This is a genomic window from Chryseobacterium vietnamense (assembly GCF_031454475.1).
GTDB classification, from domain to species: domain Bacteria; phylum Bacteroidota; class Bacteroidia; order Flavobacteriales; family Weeksellaceae; genus Chryseobacterium; species Chryseobacterium vietnamense.
Window position 1 is genome coordinate 353,703 of record NZ_JAVDQX010000003.1, and the last position, 19,496, is coordinate 373,198.

Sequence of the window (19,496 nt, forward strand, 5' to 3'; positions counted from 1 at the left end):
TGCTTTGAATTTTAATTTTCCAAAGTAGCATTCAATGTAATTTCAAAGTTGAATGCTGCACTTACCGGGCACCCTTCTTCAGCAATTTTAGCGAATTTCTGGAATTCTTCTTCTGAGATTCCCGGAACTTTAGCCGTAAGAGTCAGTTCAGATTTTGTAATCTTTCCGATATTGGGGTCAAGAGTGATTACAGAAGTTGTTTTTAATTCTTCAGGATTGTAGCCTGCCTGAGATAATTCTGCATCCAGTTTCATTGTGAAGCATCCTGCATGAGCTGCTGCCAGTAATTCTTCAGGATTTGTCCCAACACCATCTGCAAAACGGCTGTTGAAAGAATATTGAGTCTGGTTTAAAGTTGTACTCTGAGTAGTTAAATGTCCTTTTCCTTCTTTAATAGTACCGTTCCAAACGGCTGTTGCGTTACGTCTCATAATGTTTGTTTTTGTATTTAGTAATGTTGTTTGATTTTGATGTTACAAAGGTAGGTCTGTGAACGGGTGTATTCAATAGATAAAATGACTTAAATATTGTACTTTTTTCCCGTGATGTAATTTTTTTTAAAATTTATCGGTGTGCTTCCGGTTTTATTCGTGAAAAGGCGGTTGAAATAGGCAGGATCTTCATAACCCAGATCATAAGCAATTTCTTTTACAGGTTTATCTGTATAGAATAGTAATCTTTTTGCTTCTAATAAAATTCTGTTGATGATAAACTGATTGGGAGAGTCCAGATTTAAATTTTTAAATTTATGAGTCAAAGTCTTTGGAGCCATGTGAAGCAGTTCTGCATAATCTGCAACATTGTGTTTTTCCCTGAAATGAATTTCAAGGTGTCTGCTGAAATCCCTGAAAATATCAAGTTCGCTGCCTGGAATTCTGATGGTGTCATGATCCAGATTTTGTTTCTTCCATTGGCGGGTAGCGCGGATAATGATCTGTTTCACATAGGTTCTTATCATTTCCTCTGCAGAAGAATCTTTCCCTTCAAGTTCATCCTGAATATTCTGAAATAAACTTTTTATAAGAGACGTTTCTAAATCATCAAGTTCTACAAAAGGAATTTCAAATATGTTATGAAAGAGAAGGCCGTCACAAGCCACTTCCTTATCATGGATCTGAATACAGTAAAAATCACGGTTGTAGAAAAGAAGAATAGATTCATCTTTTCCCTTTTGAATGCTCAAATGCTGGTTGGTGAGGAAGAAAAGTGAAGGCTTATTGGTCTTATAATGATTAAAATCTACCGTAAGTTCGTATCCTGAAGGAATGAAAAATACTTTAATATCTGTAGAGAACTGTTTTCCATTAAAATTCTCCAGATTTTCTTCTGAAAATACTTCCAGTCCGAGTCTTTTATAATGATCTTCAAAAATAAGCTGTTGCGGCATACTTTAACTTTAGTTTAAAGATACAAAAAAGCAGGATTTGAACTGTATTAAATTATTGAAACCCACATTTCTGATGTCTGACATATAAAATTGGAATAAAATAAATCGGAAATATGTTTTTACATTGATATTATTTTATCATTTTTACAAAGATTTGTATTGTGACCTAATCGTATTAACCTTTTTTCATAGCTGCCTGTATGAGCGAATTAGAAAATATTCTGAGAGAAATAACTCCACTATCTCCTGAAGATAGTTTTCTCGTTTTTGACAGGATCAAAGCATCTTTCGACTTTCCGTATCACTATCATCCCGAAATTGAAATCAACTTTATCTACAAAGGGAAAGGATACCGTAGAATGATAGGAGATCATACCGGAGAGATCGGAAATATAGAATTGGTACTGGTAGGCCCCAATTTACCGCACTGCTGGGCGAATTATAAATGTAAGAACAGAAAGACCCACGAAATCACCATACAATTTAATCAGGACTTCTTCCATCAGTCTCTGATGGGAAAAAATATTCTGAAACCTATCAATAATCTGATGAAAGACTCCATTAGAGGGATTCTTTTTTCAACAGAAACGGCTGAGAAACTAAAAGATTCGTTTCTCAATCTTTCCAAGATGAACAGTTTTGAATCTTTTATAGAAATTATGAAAATTCTGAATGAATTGGCTGTAGCAGAAAATAAAACCCTTTTGTCTTCATATAGTATTGAGCTTGAATCTTTTGCAGATAACGACAAAATGAAGGTTGTTCATGATTTTGTACACAAAAATTTTGAAAATAAAATAACGCTGGATAATGTAGCATCATTGGTGAATATGAGCAATGTAACATTTAATAGGTTTATTAAAAAAAGAACCGGGAAAACATTTGTTAATTATCTTAATGAGATCAGAATCAGTTATGCTGCACGCTGGCTGATGGAAAAGAATCTTACAGTCTTTGAAATTGCTTTTGAAGCCGGGTTTAATAATATTGCGAACTTCAATAAAGTATTTAAGTCCATTAAAAAGACAACTCCAACCGAATTTAAGGAGCAATTTAAAGGAGTTAAAAAGATTGAATAATACGTATCAAAAATTTATATTTTTCTTTTTTATAGCCTATCTGACGCCCTGTAATTCCGTCCAGAAATCTACTTTTATTTTGTTAAAATACCCGAATAAATCCCCTTTTTTTAATTGTTTGGGAAGTGTTGTATTTTGCTGATCTTTAAAGTGTTAATAGCTTTTAATTTTGATTGCTGAAAAAATAATATCGTTTTATGATAAAATAGTATTATATCAGACTGACTACAAAATTTAGATTTGTGAATGTGAATTAAATCTTAACAAAACTTTAAATTATTTAATACATAAACGGTAAAATTTTGCTGAAAAAACAATAATTTTTTTTGTATTAAAAAATAAAGTAATGTCATTGATTCTCAATTAAATCTAACGAATCTATACCTTATGAGAAAAGCAGTTATACCCGTTCTGTTCGTTTTTTCACTTACTGCGAATGCACAGGAGAAAAAAGCGGCCGACACTACGAAGACAACCAGTATTGAGGAGGTCGTGGTCACCTCTTTGGGGATTAAAAGGCAGGCCCGCTCTTTAACCTATTCCAGTCAGCAGATTGGTGGGGATGAGCTTACGGAAGTGAAAACTCCCAATCTATTAAATTCAATTAATGGAAAAGTTTCCAACGTACAGATCAACAGAACCAATGGTGTAGGTAGCTCAGTAAGGGTAGTCATGAGAGGAGATAAGTCTGTCAACAGTGCACAACCACTGTATGTAATTGATGGAATCCCAATCATCAATGGAACTGGAAAATCAGCAGATATCGGACAGTATTCCAATATGCCGGATCCGGGAGATGTACTGAGCTCCATCAATCCTGATGATATTGAAAGCATCAACTTCCTGAAAGGAGCATCTGCATCTGCACTGTATGGTTCTGCCGGAGGTAACGGAGCTATTTTGATTACGACTAAAAAAGGACGTGCCGGGAAAAGTTCAATTACTTACAGTTCGAGCCTTACCGTAGACAGAGCATACAGTCTTCCAAAACTGCAGCACAGTTATCTGTCGTATGACCCTTCTGTATCGGGATCACAGCCGGGACAGTCAACAGAAAGCTGGGGAGCAAAAGGAGCTTCCAAGGATTATCTTAAGGATTTTCTGCAGACAGGAACTACATGGGTAAACAGCTTGTCTTTCCAGTCAGGGAATGAAAAATCAACAAGCTATTTCTCTATTGGAAATACTACCAATAAAGGAGTAGTTCCTATGTCATACTTTGATCAGTATAATGTTTCTTTCAGAAATTCAAGTAAGTTTCTGGACGATAAATTAACATTAGATGCCAACTTCATAGGTTCATTACAGGAAAGTAAGAACAGACAGACTCCCGGAGCATCTTTTTCTCCTTTGACAAGTTTGTATTGGCTGCCAAGAGGAGTAGATTTTGATCAGTATGGTCCAGATAATTACAGTTATTTAAATAAAGAAAGATTTTTACCTGCTCAAAACTGGTGGGAGGTGAATCCGGATGGAAGTTTTAAAGGAAACCCACCAACACAGAACCCTTACTGGATTTTAAACCGTAATCCTGTTACTGTAAGCAATAAAAATACCTATGGAGCGCTTTCACTATCTTACCAGATTAATCCCTGGTTAACAGCAAGAGTAAGAGGGAATTATAGCTGGAATATTTCAGACAGTCAGCGTGATATTGCTGCTTTTTCAGCACCTACTTTACTGGCTGTTAATGAAGGAATTAATGGAAGAATGCTTAAAAACACCTATGAAAACTCTTCTACATACGGGGACGTGTTGCTTATCGGTAGCCCTAAAATAAGTGAATCTTTCTCTTTAGATTTTACGTTAGGAGGAAGTATTAATACCACAAGAAATAAAATAGGACAAATTGATAATGCTTATCTGACAAACCCTAACCTTTTCACTGTAAGTAATCTTGAATGGGGTAAAAAAAGATCCCCTGGTGATGGATATCATAATATTTATACCAATATGAAGAAGCAGGTGCAATCTGTATTTGCCAGTGCTACAGTAGGGTATAAAAATATGTTTTATGTGGACATGACTTTTAGAAATGACTGGGATTCCAGTTTGGCCTTAACCGGAAGAACAGGATTCGATTATGAATCTGTAGGAGCAAATGCTGTATTATCTTCTGTTTTCAAACTGCCGGAAGTCATTAGTTTCTGGAAAGTAAGAGGATCTTATGCAACTGTAGGATTAGGGTTGCCTACCAATATCTCCAATGCAATGATTGAATATAATAAAGGATATACCTTTGGAGTAGATGCGGGAACGCTTGTGTTTCCAAAAAGTTCATTCATTACTGATCCCAAGTATAAGGAACTGTTTCCGAAACCTGAATTTAATAAAACTTTTGAAGTTGGAACAGAGCTAAGGATGTTCAGCAACAAATTAAGTTTTGATATTACTTACTACAACTCCAATACGAGCAATCAATTGTTAGAGACAAAAATCGATTCTTATTTTGGAGGGATAGCTCCTGGGTCATATTATATTAATGCAGGGAAAATCCGAAATACAGGTTTTGAATCTTCATTATCCTATAAGGTTTTCAGTTCAGAAAAATTTGGATGGACAACTACATTAAATGCTTCTGCCAACAAAAACAAAATTGTTGAATTGTTCCCATCAAGTTTACCAATATCAGAAAACCAACTTTTCTCATTAACAGGAGGAGGGGAATATACAAAACTGAAATTAGGAGGATCTTTCGGTGATCTTTACGGAATTAAGTTTAAAAGAGACGATCAGGGACGTATTTTAGTGAATGAGAAAGGAATCCCGTTAGCAGAAGGTACTCCTTCTTATCTTGGTAATCCGAACCCTAAATTTATTATGGGATTCAATAACTCCTTTAACATTGGTAAGCTTGGAATATCTTTCCTTATTGATGGTAAATTTGGAGGGAAGGTACTTTCCCTTACAGAAAAAGCAAATGATATCTATGGGGTAACTCAGTCTACAGCTGATGCAAGAGATGCAGGTGGTGTATCTATCCCAAATGCAGTGTATGCACCTGGAACTCCAAATGCAGGACAGGCTTACACAGGTTTAACCAATGCAAAAGATTATTATAAAGCAGTAGGAACAACAGAAGGGTTTGGAAAAGGTATTGATGAAGCTTATCTGTATAGCGCAACAACAATACGTTTACGCCAGGCTTCCATTTCATATACTTTTGATATTCAATCCAAATATATGAGAAATGCAACGGTAAGCTTAGTAGGAACCAACTTATTTTTCTTCTACAAAAAAGCACCGTTTGATCCTGAACAGGTATCAGGAAATACACCTGGTGGAGTGGGGGTAGATTCATTCGGATTACCGGTTACCCGATCTATTGGATTATCATTAAAAGCTAACTTCTAACTTTTACAATTAAGAAAATGAAAATCAATCATATTAAAATATTGGCATTCGGAGCTGTACTATTGCTTTCTGCTTCAGGATGTACTAATGACTTTGAGCAGTATAACCAGGAAAAAGCAGGAGGCCCTGAAAATTTTTACGCAGATTTTATCGCTGTTGTAGACCCCATGAAATCCATGCAGAGAGGATTACAGTCAGATTATCAGCTGTACCCTAACCTGAGTGCAGATATGTACAGTGGAATGTTCAGTACAGCAACACCATTTAACGGAGGGGTAAATAATCTTACCTATTCAATGATGGATGGATGGAACAATAGAATTATTGCCAGACAGCAGGATATTTTCAATTACTCTCTTATTATTGATAATACCGCTAAGGAAATCTATAAAGGAGTAGATTTTACAGGAACATTTGCTGTTAAAAAAATTCTGAAAGTGATTACGGCTGCAAGAGTTTCAGACAGTCACGGGCCTGTAGTTTACAGCAAATATGAAAAGCCAAATCCGAATGGAGTAACTGATTTTGATTCTCAACAGGAAGCCTACAACTATTTTATTGCTGATCTTACTGCAGCTATTAACGATTTGCAGAAAGTAATCGCCATGTCGGCAACACAGAATGTAGAAGATAAATCAGCGTTGAAAAAAGCAGATTTAGTATATGGTGGAAATATGGTGCAATGGGCAAAGTTTGCCAACTCACTAAAGCTGAGGTTAGCCATGAGAATGAGCTATGCAGATCCTGCAAAATCTAAACAATATGCTGAGGAGGCATTAGCTTCACCTGCCGGATTAATTACCGACAATGCAGATAATGCGCTGATCAGCGTAGGGCAGTCAGAATTGAGTTTCATCATTTACTCATGGGGAGACTGTTTGATCGGAGCACCTTTAATGGCTTATATGAACGGATATAATGACCCAAGACTTTCGGCATATGCTATTCCTGCATCTGACCCAGGTTTACAAGGAAAATACATAGGAATACGTCAGGGGATTGATTTATTAAATGGTAAATCAACTTATGGAGGATTTTCGCAGCCACAGGCAAAATCTGCCAGCGGAGATTACTTTTCCGGTACAGATGGTAAAATGAAATTATTCACCGCTGCAGAAACATGGTTCCTTAGAGCTGAAGCTGCTTTGAGAGGATATGCAGGAGCAGGAGATATTCAAACCAACTATACAACCGGGGTTCAGCAGTCTTTTGGAGAATGGGGGAAAAGTGCGAGCGTTGCAACATACCTTGCGGATAACACTTCTACAGAAGCACCTTATGTAGATCCGAAAAATGCAGACAATAACATCGGTTTAGGACATCCTCAGTTAAGTACCATTACCATTGCATGGAATAACGGGGATACCAACGAAAGAAAATTAGAAAGAATTATTACCCAGAAATGGCTTTCTCTTTATCCCAACGGACCTGAAGCATGGGCAGAGCAGAGAAGAACAGGATATCCGGTTCTCTTCAAAGTACGAAAAAATGACAGTGGCGGAGCCATCAGTACAGAAGCAATGATCAGAAGAATTCCTTTCACTATTGATACCAAAACTTCATTATATAATTACCAGCAGGCGGCTCAAATGCTTAACGGCCCTGATACCGGAGGCACAAAGCTTTGGTGGGATAAGAAATAAAAAATATTCAGAATCACTCATTAATAAAGAGACATCTCAACATCAGATTTTTATTTGATACATTCATTGAAGCGGGAGAATAGAGTAGAATCTCCAAAAAATTTATAGTTTCGTTTTTTAGCCTGAATGAATCCTTGAGATGTTCTCTTTTATTTAGAATCTTATTTTCAAATATGGGAAAAAACAACTCCGGAACCCGTCGGATCCAGCCAATTCTTTGGATTTCAACATTATATTTTGCAATGGGTGTTCCCTTTGTAACCATTAATGCGGTTTCAGGAATCATGTATAAAGATATGGGCGTTTCGGATTCACAGATTACATTCTGGACAGCCCTTATCCTGTTCTCCTGGACATTAAAACCACTTTGGAGTCCGTTCCTGGAGATCTATAAAACAAAAAAATTCTTTGTTGTTTCTACTCAGTTTGCCATAGGAATTCTCTTTGCATTAGTGGCTTTAAGTTTGCCGATGCATGATTTTTTCAAGTACAGTATTGCCCTTTTTGCAGTAATAGCATTTTGTGGAGCTACCCATGATGTGGTAGCAGACGGAACGTATATCGGCTTTCTTACCAATAAAGAGCAGGCAAAATATATCGGCTGGCAGGGCGCTTTTTACAACCTTGCGAAGATTATCAGCAGCGGCGCACTCGTTTATTTTGCAGGTGTTTTAGAAAAAACAAAAGGAGTTACCAATGCCTGGATGATCATTATGGTGATCTATGCACTGCTGTTTTTTCTATTAGCTATTTATCACTATTTCATTCTGCCGAAAGAAAACAAAGACGAACATAAAGAAGAGAAAAATGCCGGAAATGTTCGTAAAGAATTATTGGAAGTGATTACCTCTTTCTTTACCAAAAAAAAGATTCTGTGGTGCATACTCTTCATTATTCTATACCGTTTTGCAGAAGGATTTGCGATCAAAATTGCCCCTTTATTTTTTAAAGCTCCAAGAACTTCAGGGGGATTGGGATTATCAACTTCCGATATCGGGCTTATTTATGGAACATACGGTTCCGCGGCATTTATATTAGGTTCCGTATTGGCAGGATATTTTATCTCAGCCCGCGGATTGAAAAGGTCTTTGATATGGCTGTGCTGTGCATTCAATATTCCATTTGTAGTATATGCACTACTGGCACATTACCAACCGTCGGAACTTCTTCCGGTAGGAATTGCTGTGGTGGTAGAATATTTCGGATACGGATTTGGTTTTGTAGGGTTAATGCTCTACATGATGCAGCAGATTGCACCCGGAAAACACAAAACAGCCCATTACGCATTTGCAACAGGAATTATGAACCTTGGAGTAATGATTCCCGGAATGTTCAGCGGAATGATCAGTGACTGGATCGGATACAAAATGTTCTTTATCTGGGTCTTGATTGCTACGATTCCTGCTTTTTTAGCCACCTTATTCGTTCCTTTTCCTCATCCTGAAAATCAGAAAGAACAACAAATCAATTCATAATAATTAAAAATAAAAAGTAAAAAATACTTTATGACAGCTCAATCAGTAATGATCCCCTGGCAGGATCGCCCGGAAGGTTGCAATGATATCATGTGGAGGTTTTCCGAAAACCCGATCATTAACAGATATGCGATACCAACATCCAACAGTATATTCAACAGTGCAGTAATCCCTTTTGAGGATGGATTTGCCGGAGTCTTCCGTTGTGACAACAAGGCAGTACAGATGAATATTTTTGCTGGTTTCAGTAAAGACGGAATCAATTGGGATATCAATCATGACCCTATTGAAATGCAGGCAGGAAATACAGATATGATTGAATCCGATTACAAATATGATCCGCGTGTTACTTTTATCGAAGACCGTTACTGGATCACATGGTGTAATGGATACAATGGTCCTACCATCGGAATTGGGTATACTTTTGATTTTAAAGAATTTTTTCAGTGCGAAAATGCCTTTCTTCCATTCAACAGAAACGGAGTTTTGTTCCCTGAGAAAATCAATGGTAAATATGCGATGTTGAGCCGTCCGAGTGATAACGGACATACTCCTTTCGGAGATATTTATATCAGCTATAGCCCTGATATGAAGTACTGGGGAGAACACCGCTGTGTGATGAAAGTAACTCCTTTTGAAGACAGTGCATGGCAGTGTACAAAGATCGGGGGAGGACCTGTTCCTATCAAAACAGAAGAAGGATGGCTGCTTTTCTATCATGGCGTGATCAATACCTGCAGAGGATTCAGATATTCAATGGGAGCAGCTTTGCTTGATCTTGAAGATCCTACAAAAGTATTGTACAGAACGAAGCCTTATTTGTTGGCTCCGGCCGAATTGTATGAGCTGACAGGAGACGTACCGAATGTGGTGTTCCCTTGTGCAGCATTAACTGAGGGAGACAAAGTAACAGTATATTATGGTGCTGCTGATACCGTAGTTGCGATTGCCTTTGGATATATCTCAGAAATTATTGACTTTATGAAAAAGAATTCAATTTAATACAGTAATATAAAGTTTAGGAAAATAGGTTAATCATCTTAATTTTCCCGTTTGCTGGGAATTTTATAATGGTTTTCCTATTTTTAACCAACTTTTAAACAAAAAAATCTCCGATATCTCTATTATCATGAAAAAAGAACTGCTTATCTGCTTTTTTACAACCCTGATTTCTGTAGCGAATGCCCAGCAAAATAAAAATGATGTTTTATCCTGGGTTGACCCTTTTATTGGAACAGGAGGTCATGGACATACCTTTCCAGGGGCAACTACGCCATTTGGGATGATACAGCTGAGTCCGGATCAGAATACGAAAAGCGGCGACTGGGACTGGTGTTCCGGATATCACTACAGCAGTAAGACGATTATGGGATTCAGTCATAACCATTTGAGCGGAACGGGTTGGGCAGACCTTGGAGATATTCTGGTAATGCCAACGGTAGGACAGGTGAAAATGGTTCCGGGATCTGAAGATCAACCGGAAACTGGTTACCGTTCAAAATTTACGCACGATAAAGAAGTGGCATCTCCGGGATATTATTCCGTAATGTTGGACAGCTATGGAATCAAAGCTGAGCTGACCGCTTCCCCAAGAGTAGGATTTCATAAATATACTTTCCCTAAAAGTGATGAATCTAATATCATTATTGATCCTACCAATAAAATCTTCGGAAATATCTACCATACTTTAGTGAGTGTGGAAGGCAATAATAAAATCAAAGGTTACTGTTACAGCAATGGCTGGGGAGGTAAACGGTTTGCTTACTTCGTGATGGAGTTTTCCAAACCGTTTAAGTCTTACGGCGTGTATGCTGACGGAAAAATTAAAAATGATGAAAAAATTGCCCTTGCCAAAGATGCTAAAGCCTTTGTAAGATTCTCAACTGAGGATCAGGAAAGCATTGAAGTAAAAGTATCTTTATCTCCGGTGAGTACAGAAAACGCACAGGAAAATTTCGATACCGAAGCAAAAAATATTGACTTTGCCAAAGCGAAAGAAACAGCCCAAAAAACCTGGAGAGACCTTATCGGAAGATTCCAGGTGACAGGAGGAACAGACAGTCAGAGAAAAATTTTCTACACAGGCGTTTACCATACCTTCATTGCTCCCAACCTTTATATGGATGTGAATGGAGATTATGTTGCCGCTCAGGAAAACATGAATACCAAATGGTTCACGAACTACAGTACTTATTCATACTGGGACGGATTCAGAGCAACGCACCCGCTTTTGACCATTATGGATCAGAAACATACAAAAGAATTTGCCAATTCCTTAATCAGCAGATATACAGACCGTAAAGACCACATGCCAATCTGGGAGCTTTGTGGATATGATAACTTCTGTATGCTGGGCTATCACAGTGCTTCGGTAATCTGGGATGCCATTTCAAAAGGAGTTCCGGGTATTGATGGAGAAAAAGCATTTGCAGCAATGAAAGATGCTTCTTTAACAGACAAGATGAGCAGCAGTGATGGAGGCGGAGGTCTTAATGATTATATCAGGTTAGGCTATACACCATCAGAAAACGGTGCTTCAGTTTCTGCAACACTTGAATATTCATATGATGACTGGTGTATCCAGCAGCTTGCAGAAAAATTAGGGAAGAAAGAAGAAGCAGAAGTGTATAAAAAACGTTCTATGAACTTCCTGAATACCTTCAATAAAGAAAATAATCACTTCTGGCCAAGACAAAAAGACGGGAAATTCTTAGCGGATTTCAAGCTTAATGATTGGAAAAAACTCCAGCCACACTGGGTTTCCGGAAATATCTGGGCCTATGATTTCTTTGTTCCGCATCAGATTGATGAAATGATGAATCTGTACGGAGGGAAAAAAGGATTTGAAGAAAAACTGGATAAAACCTTTACAGAAGCGCTTCATATGGAAGGAGAACAGCATGTAGATATCTCAGGATTTATCGGATCTTTAGGATTTGGAGATGAACCTGGACATCATGTTCCATACCTGTACAACTATGCAGGAAGTCCTTACAAAACTCAGAAAATGGTGAAATTTATCCGTGACAATATGTACGCGGCAAAACCGGACGGAATAGTCAATAACGAAGATTGCGGTCAAATGTCTGCCTGGTATATTTTCTCTTCATTAGGATTCTATCCTGTGACACCAGGAAAGCCAGTTTATGCTATCGGAGCCCCACAATTTCCGAAAGCTTCATTAAAACTAGAGAATGGAAGAACTTTTACCGTGATTGCTGACAAGATTTCCGACAAGAATATCTACGTTCAGAAAATGTTCCTGAACGGTAAAGAATACAAAAGCTGGGAACTGAACCACAGCGATATCATGAACGGTGGCGAGCTTAGATTCGTAATGGGAAGCAAGCCGGTAAAATAAGACTATAAAAATAAACGAAACAAAAGTATCAATGGAAAGGAGAAATTTTATTAAAACAAGTGCACTGGCAGGAGCCGGATTGCTGTTTACTCAAAATGTTTTTGCTAAAAATTTAGTGCTGGATGATTTTCCTGTTGTCCGTGTCCCTAAAGAGAAAAGACATTTTACCAGCGAATCCGTAGAAAATGCTATCGCTGCTTTTAAAAAGAAAGTTAAAAACAAAGAACTGGGCTGGCTCTTTGAAAACAGCTTTCCGAATACATTAGATACTACCGTTTTCTATAGTGAAACTAACGGAACACCGGATACTTACGTCATCACAGGAGATATTGATGCGATGTGGCTTCGTGACAGTTCCGCACAGGTTTTCCCTTACCTGCAGTTCTCGAAGAAAGATGAAAAGCTGCACAAGCTGATTTCAGGGGTAATTCATAAGCAGACGACTTTCATCCTGAAAGATCCTTATGCAAACGCTTTCTATAACGATGACCAGAAGATCAGTAAATGGAAAGAATATGACCATACCGATATGAAACCGGGAACCCATGAAAGAAAATGGGAAATTGACTCACTTTGCTATCCTATCCGTCTTGCCTATCACTTCTGGAAAACCACAGGAGATACAAAACCTTTCGATGCCAACTGGCTGAAAGGAATTAAACTTACCCTGCAGACTTTCACAGAACAGCAGAGAAAAAATGATCTGGGACCTTACAAATTTGAGCGTACAACAGCGTGGGCAACAGATGGAGTTCCTATGGGAGGATATGGTTATCCGACAAAACCGGTGGGTCTTATCAGCTCTATGTTCCGTCCAAGTGACGATGCTACTATCTATGGATTCCTGATTCCGTCTAACTTATTTGCAGTAGTAAGCTTACGTCAGGCAGCAGAAATGGTTTCTCAGATTAAAAATGAAAAAACGTTGGCTCAACAGCTGAACAGCCTTGCTGATGAGGTAGATGCAGCCATCAAAAAATACGGAATTTACAATCATCCTGAATTTGGAAAAATCTATGCTTTTGAAGTGAATGGCTTTGGAAGCTACAACCTGATGGATGATGCGAACTGTCCAAGCTTGCTGGGACTGCCTTATCTGGATGCGGTGAAAGTTGACGATCCTGTATATTTGAATACAAGAAAATTTGTGTGGTCAGAAAACAACCCGTTCTTCTTCAAAGGTAAACTGGCAGAAGGGATAGGAGGTCCGCATATCGGACTTGACATGATCTGGCCAATGAGTATCATCATGAAGGCACTCACTACCAAAGACAAAAGTGAGATCAGGTGGTGTATTGATACTCTACAGAAAACGCACGGCGGGACAGGCTTTATGCATGAATCCTTCCATAAAGACGATGCCAAAAAGTTCACCAGAGAATGGTTTGCATGGGCCAATACCTTATTCGGTGAGTTGTTATGGAAAACCTTTAACGAAAACCCTGAGCTACTGACATAGCCCTCCCTTTTTATATGGCTTTTTCATCAGTGATTCCTTCCCAAAAAAGAAGGAGTCAGGGGCTTGCTATATAAAATTCAGACACCAAACACCTTAAAAAAATTATACAATGAAAAAAAAATCCATCCTTACCGCACTGATGGCAGTGATGCTTCAGTCAGGTTCTCTGATTAACGCACAGCAGCTTAATCCTACAGGAATTTGCTATGTGGAAGTGAATAACAACAACCTCCTGAATGCGGGAGCGTACAAACTGCAGACATCGAACAGCTATCTGTTCAATGTGGTAAATATTTTTGCGGCTAATATTAATTATGATACCAGCCGTGGAAGAGCTTATCTGTATTCCAATAATAATGTTACGAAAGTGCTTACCAATGCAGATACTTACATAAAGCCCCTTCAGCAGAAAGGAATGAAAGTAGTCCTGACTATTTTAGGAAACCACCAGGGAGCAGGGATCTGTAATTTTCCTACCCGTGAAGCCGCAAAAGACTTTGCATTACAGCTTGCCAATACAGTGAATACCTATGGTCTTGATGGAATTGATTTTGATGACGAATATTCAGAATACGGAAATAACGGAACCGGGCAGCCTAACGACAGCTCTTTTGTAATGCTTGTTCAGGAGCTCAGAGCATTATTGCCGAATAAGATTATTTCATTCTATTATTACGGTCCTGCTGCTTCAAGACTTTCATGGAACGGAGCCAGAGTAGGAGACAACGTCAATTACAGCTGGAATGCCATGTATGGAACATTCTCCGCTCCTAATGTACCTCCTCTTACCAAAGCACAAATTTCTCCTGCAGCCGTATGGATGGGAAATACTTCCAATTCTACAACAACCAGCCTGGCCACTCAGACTAAGAACGGTGGTTACGGAGTATTTATGTGGTATGATCTGCATGGAACTAATGAAACTGCGCAACTTTCAGCAGGAACTCAAACATTATATGGAGAGCCGACTGTTTTAAGCGGTACTTTACAGTCATGGACACAAGGAACAAACTGTGATGCGCCTATCGGACTGTACACAAGCAATCTTACAGGAACAAGTGCAAAACTGAACTGGTCTGCTGTTGGAACCAATACCTATGATGTTGATTATAAACCAGCTTCTTCCACAACATGGACGAATGCCGTTTCTGCAACGAGCGCTACTTCTGTAACTGTTTCAGGCTTAACAGCCAATACAGAATACGATTGGAGAATCAGAACCAACTGCAGCGTGAAAAGCGCTTACATGTTTGCACCAAGATTTACCAGTACCTCAGGAACAACGCCTACAGGTTCTTATGCATTATCTATGGATGGAAGTACTGAATCAGGGGCTGCCGGAAGTATGAACCTGAGCGGTTCCGCATTATCTTTTGAAGGCTGGATCAAACCTTCGTCCTTCAAGTCTGCTTCTCCTTATATTTCTTCTATCATGGGAACTGAAGTAAGCGACAGTAATTCCGCATTCCTGCGATTAGGAGATGCCAGCCTGGCCAATAATAAGCTTCAGTTTGTAGTAAGTATTAATAATGTTCAGCAAAAACTGGCTTCCGCAACCGCTTTGAATGCAAATACCTGGTATCATGTTGCTGCAACATATGACGGTGCCAATATGAAAATTTATATTAACGGGGTTCTGGATGCGACTAAAGCACAAACCGGAAGTGTGAATTCAACCGGGGCGTTCAATGTTGGATATTTATATAACACATCAAGGAATTTCAATGGTAAAATAGATGAAGTGAGAGTTTGGAAACGTGCATTAAGCCAGACGGAAATCAGTCAGAATATGTGTAATGTATCAGTTCCGGCTACTTCATTGGCTGCCTATTGGAAGTTTAACGAAGGAAGTGGTTCTACTGTTCAGGATACATCAGGAAACGGAGTAACTTTAACATTGACAGGTGTTGATGCTTCCAATTGGGGAACAGATCTGCCATGTGCAACAGGAAGTTCACTATTGACAAGAAATGCATCGAGTCAAAAATCAATAAGTGCCGGACAGACCAATATTAAAAATCAAATCAAATTATATCCGAATCCGGTAAGCAAATCTTCATCACTTACCGTTTCTGTTCCGGAGGAATACAGCAAAGGAAAATTAACGGTTTATGATTTTAATGGAAGAATCGTTGACACAAAATCACTGAATTCCGGAGATAACCAAATTGAATTGACAAGACTTTCAGCAGGAAGCTATATCGTTCAGTTTGAATCTCATGATGGAAGTTTAAAACAATCCGAAAAACTAATTGTAAAATAATAAACCAGTCATTGGGCTTCGGCCCAATGATTTTTTCTACTACAAAATTGATATACTATGAGAAAAAAATCCTTTTTTATTCCTCTAATGGTTCTGATGCTTCAGTCAGCTCCATCACTCAAAGCACAGCAGCTTGATCCTTTGGGAGTCTGCTATGTGGAAGTGAACAACAATAATATGCTGAATGCAGGTTCCTATACTCTGCAGAATACCAACAGACAGCTTTTTGATGTTGCTATTATTTTTGCAGCCAACATCAACTATGATGTTTCTAAAAACCGTGCTTACATCTCCAACAATAACAATGTTACCAAAGTCCTGAATGATGTTAATACCTACGTAAAACCTTTACAGCAAAAAGGAATAAAAGTATTACTGGATCTTTTAGGAAATCACCAGGGAGCAGGAATTTCTAATTTTCCTAACCGTGAAGCAGCTAAAGATTTTGCTCTGCAGGTTGCTCATACTGTTTACACCTACGGTCTGGATGGAGTAGACCTTGATGACGAATACGCAGGATACGGAAATAACGGAACAGGACAGCCTAATAACAGTTCTTTTGTAATGCTTTTACAGGAATTGAAAGCGGCAATGCCTGATAAACTGATTACATTCTACTACTACGGTCCGGCTACAACCAGACAAACTTATAACGGAGATTTAGCAGGAAATTATATTAATTATACCTGGAACGCCATGTACAGTACGTACAATGCACCTGTTGTTCCTCCCCTTGATAAATCCAAAATTTCTGCAGCCGCAACATGGATTCAAAACTCCAATCCAAGCTCTACATCAGCAACAACATTGGCAAATTTAGCCACCAGCACAAAAAATGATCAATATGGAGTGTTTATGTGGTATGATCTGCCGGGAACCAATGTTGCCAGCTATCTGAGTATGGGTTCCAATATCCTTTACAACGAAAATACGCTTTTAAGCGGTCAGTTATATTCATGGTCTCAGGGACAGACCTGTGATCCGCCATTGGGACTGGATGTTTCCAATGTGACAGGAACTTCAGCAAAACTGAACTGGACTTCCAATGCTTCCCAGTCTTACAATATTGATTATAAACCGGCCAATTCCACAGTATGGACGAATGTGGCCAACAATTATTCAGGAAATAATATTGTCATCAACAACCTTACTCTGAATACCAATTACGACTGGAGAATACAGTCCAACTGCTCACCGACATTAACAAGTACTTATATTTTTGCACCAAGGTTTAATTCCGGAAGTGGCTGCACTACGCCATCAGGATTAACTTCCGGAAGTTTCCTTGGTAATACAGTCCAGTTATCATGGGATGCAGGAAATGCCACTTCATATACTCTACAGTATAAAACTGCTGCTGCCACAACCTGGTCTGAAATCCCGAATATCACAACCAATTCATATTCATTACAGAATCTGACACCTAATACAAATTATGTATGGAAAGTACAGGCAGGATGTGCGGGAGGAACTACAAGTACCTATTCAGGAGAAGGAGCATTCAACAGTGGTTTTGCACCTGTTACAAGTCCCGGAGCAAGATCCCTTTCTTTCAACGGAAGCACGCATTATCTTAACGCAGGACAGTTTAACCTGAGTGGAAATGCTATGACATTTGAAGGTTGGGTAAAAGTAAATGCTTTTAAAACGGGATTCCCTTATATTTCATCAGTAATGGGTATTGAAGTGGGAGATAATAACTCGGCCATGCTTCGTTTCGGAGATGGAAACCTGGCGAATAATAAACTGCAGTTTATATTGAGTTTCGGCTCATCACAAGTGAAACTGAATACGAATACAGCATTCAATACCAATACATGGTACCATATTGCAGCCACTTATGACGGTGCAGCAATGAAAATTTATGTCAATGGAAACCTGGATGCAAGTTCAGCAGTGACAGGTAATTTCAATGCCAACGGCATTCTTTATCTGGGTAGAAATTATGATAATTCCCGTACAATCAATGGATTCCTTGATGAATTCAGAGTTTGGAAAAAAGCATTAACACCACAGGAAATTCTGAGTAACAGCTGTAATGTTCCTGCCAACTCTACGGGTCTTGAAGCGAACTGGAAAATGGATGAAGGAAGTGGAATGGGCGCTTTAGATGCTACAGCCAACACTCATTTTGCAACGCTGATCAATATGACAGATGCGAACTGGAGAACAGATGTTGCCTGTACTTCATCTCTTGCCGTGAAAGATATTGAATCTGTAAAAGAGAACAACACTGTTTATCCGAATCCTGTGAAAAGAGGAAATGATATTCACTTTGCCATCAGCGATAACTCTGCAAGTGAAGTAGCATTGTATGATGCTTCAGGAAAATTGTTCAAAAAACAGAATATTAATCAAAATAATAATGCAGTGAATACGCAGGATTTAATCAGTGGTACTTATATTTACAAGATTACATCTGCAAACAGTAAAGTATTATCAACAGGTAAAATTATTGTGAAATAAAATTCAGATAATGAAGTAGTTATCGGAATTAGTAATATAAAGTCTGAAATACAAAGCAGACAGGCAGGTGGTGTACTCCTGTTTGTCTGTTTTTTCAGTCACAGGGATGTTTGAATTTAAAATAATAAATAATGCAGAATATAGTAGGAATAGATATAGGAGGATCGCATATCACGCTGGCTGAGGTAGACCCGGAAAAACGTGAAATCATTTCATCCACCTATGTAAGAGAACATGTAGATGCTTTTGAAAAGAAAGAAATTATCTTTAGCGCTTGGGTTTCAGCCATTGAAAAAGTGGCTCATGATCTGGTAAAAGAAGACCTTCTGATCGGTATCGCAATGCCGGGACCTTTCGATTATGGCAACGGCATATCTTTGATGCAGCATGGAAAATTCATCGATATCTATCAGGTGAATATCAAAAAAGAACTGGCAAAAAGACTAGGCATTTCTGAGAAGCTGATTCATTTTGTAAATGATGCGGCAGCCTTTATGGAAGGAGAAGTATTTGGAGGTTGTGCCCAGGGATTCAAAAGTGCTTTTGGAGTAACCCTTGGAACAGGATTGGGAACTACCTTCTTCAATGGAGAATTGGCTACCGATGAAGACTTATGGGATTCTCCTTTTAAAAACTCTATCAGTGAAGATTATCTTGCAACACGATGGTTTGTGAATCGTTATAAAGAACTCACCGGAGAAGAAATTTCAGGGACTAAAGAATTGTTGGATAAACCAGCGGAAATACAAACCCAGATATTTGATGAATATGCAGACTCTTTCTCAGAATTTATCGTAAAATATGTAGATTATTACAAACCGGAAGTTTTAGTTATAGGAGGGAATATTGCCAAAGCTTATCCTTATTTTGAACAAAGATTTATTCAGAATTTAACAAAGAATAATATTAACTTGCAGGTTAAAATTTCTGCGATATTTGAAGATGCGGCCATTCTTGGAGCTGCCAGCTATGCATTAAAAAAGCGTATATAAATTAACAAACGAAAAGA

The 19,496-nt window shown here is 38.5% G+C and carries 12 protein-coding genes; 10 read left to right on the top strand and 2 right to left on the bottom strand.

Annotated features, from left to right (window positions below; genetic code table 11):
- Positions 1-11: 11 nt before the first annotated feature.
- On the bottom strand, positions 12-431 hold the full coding sequence (locus J2786_RS15665) for an OsmC family protein (protein WP_002982623.1): 420 nt from the start codon (positions 429-431) through the stop codon (positions 12-14).
- A gap of 89 nt (positions 432-520) precedes the next feature.
- Positions 521-1,387, bottom strand: a complete 867-nt coding sequence (locus J2786_RS15670) for a helix-turn-helix domain-containing protein (protein WP_047427128.1) — start codon at positions 1,385-1,387, stop codon at positions 521-523.
- A gap of 200 nt (positions 1,388-1,587) precedes the next feature.
- On the opposite strand from J2786_RS15670, the gene J2786_RS15675 reads away from it, so the two are divergent.
- The 10 genes from J2786_RS15675 to J2786_RS15720 all read left to right on the top strand — a co-directional run bounded on the left by J2786_RS15675 (position 1,588) and on the right by J2786_RS15720 (position 19,479).
- Positions 1,588-2,466 (top strand): AraC family transcriptional regulator, encoded by an 879-nt coding sequence (locus tag J2786_RS15675; protein ID WP_047427130.1) that lies wholly within the window; start codon positions 1,588-1,590, stop codon positions 2,464-2,466.
- 387 nt (positions 2,467-2,853) lie between these two features.
- Positions 2,854-5,820, top strand: a complete 2,967-nt coding sequence (locus tag J2786_RS15680) for a SusC/RagA family TonB-linked outer membrane protein (RefSeq protein ID WP_082001895.1) — start codon at positions 2,854-2,856, stop codon at positions 5,818-5,820.
- Between the two features lie 17 nt (positions 5,821-5,837).
- Positions 5,838-7,463, top strand: a complete 1,626-nt coding sequence (locus tag J2786_RS15685; RefSeq protein ID WP_047427133.1) for a SusD/RagB family nutrient-binding outer membrane lipoprotein — start codon at positions 5,838-5,840, stop codon at positions 7,461-7,463.
- A gap of 173 nt (positions 7,464-7,636) precedes the next feature.
- Positions 7,637-8,938: an MFS transporter gene (locus J2786_RS15690; RefSeq protein ID WP_047427135.1), complete on the top strand. Its 1,302-nt coding sequence runs from the start codon at positions 7,637-7,639 to the stop codon at positions 8,936-8,938.
- 30 nt (positions 8,939-8,968) lie between these two features.
- On the top strand, positions 8,969-9,940 hold the full coding sequence (locus tag J2786_RS15695; RefSeq protein WP_047376309.1) for a glycoside hydrolase family 130 protein: 972 nt from the start codon (positions 8,969-8,971) through the stop codon (positions 9,938-9,940).
- Positions 9,941-10,067: 127 nt separating this feature from the next.
- The gene (locus J2786_RS15700; RefSeq protein ID WP_052186757.1) at positions 10,068-12,299 is read left to right on the top strand and encodes a GH92 family glycosyl hydrolase; all 2,232 of its coding nucleotides are present in this window, start codon (positions 10,068-10,070) and stop codon (positions 12,297-12,299) included.
- A gap of 31 nt (positions 12,300-12,330) precedes the next feature.
- A complete protein-coding gene (locus tag J2786_RS15705) occupies positions 12,331-13,758 on the top strand; it encodes a glycoside hydrolase family 125 protein (protein WP_047427136.1) in 1,428 nt (475 codons plus the stop codon).
- A gap of 109 nt (positions 13,759-13,867) precedes the next feature.
- Positions 13,868-16,021, top strand: coding sequence for an endo-beta-N-acetylglucosaminidase H (locus J2786_RS15710; RefSeq protein WP_082001897.1), 2,154 nt, complete (start codon positions 13,868-13,870; stop codon positions 16,019-16,021).
- Positions 16,022-16,078: 57 nt separating this feature from the next.
- Positions 16,079-18,487 carry an endo-beta-N-acetylglucosaminidase H gene (locus tag J2786_RS15715; protein ID WP_310025868.1) on the top strand — a complete coding sequence of 803 codons (2,409 nt, stop codon included), beginning with the start codon at positions 16,079-16,081 and terminating at the stop codon, positions 18,485-18,487.
- 131 nt (positions 18,488-18,618) lie between these two features.
- Positions 18,619-19,479: an ROK family protein gene (locus J2786_RS15720; protein WP_047427138.1), complete on the top strand. Its 861-nt coding sequence runs from the start codon at positions 18,619-18,621 to the stop codon at positions 19,477-19,479.
- Positions 19,480-19,496: the final 17 nt, after the last annotated feature.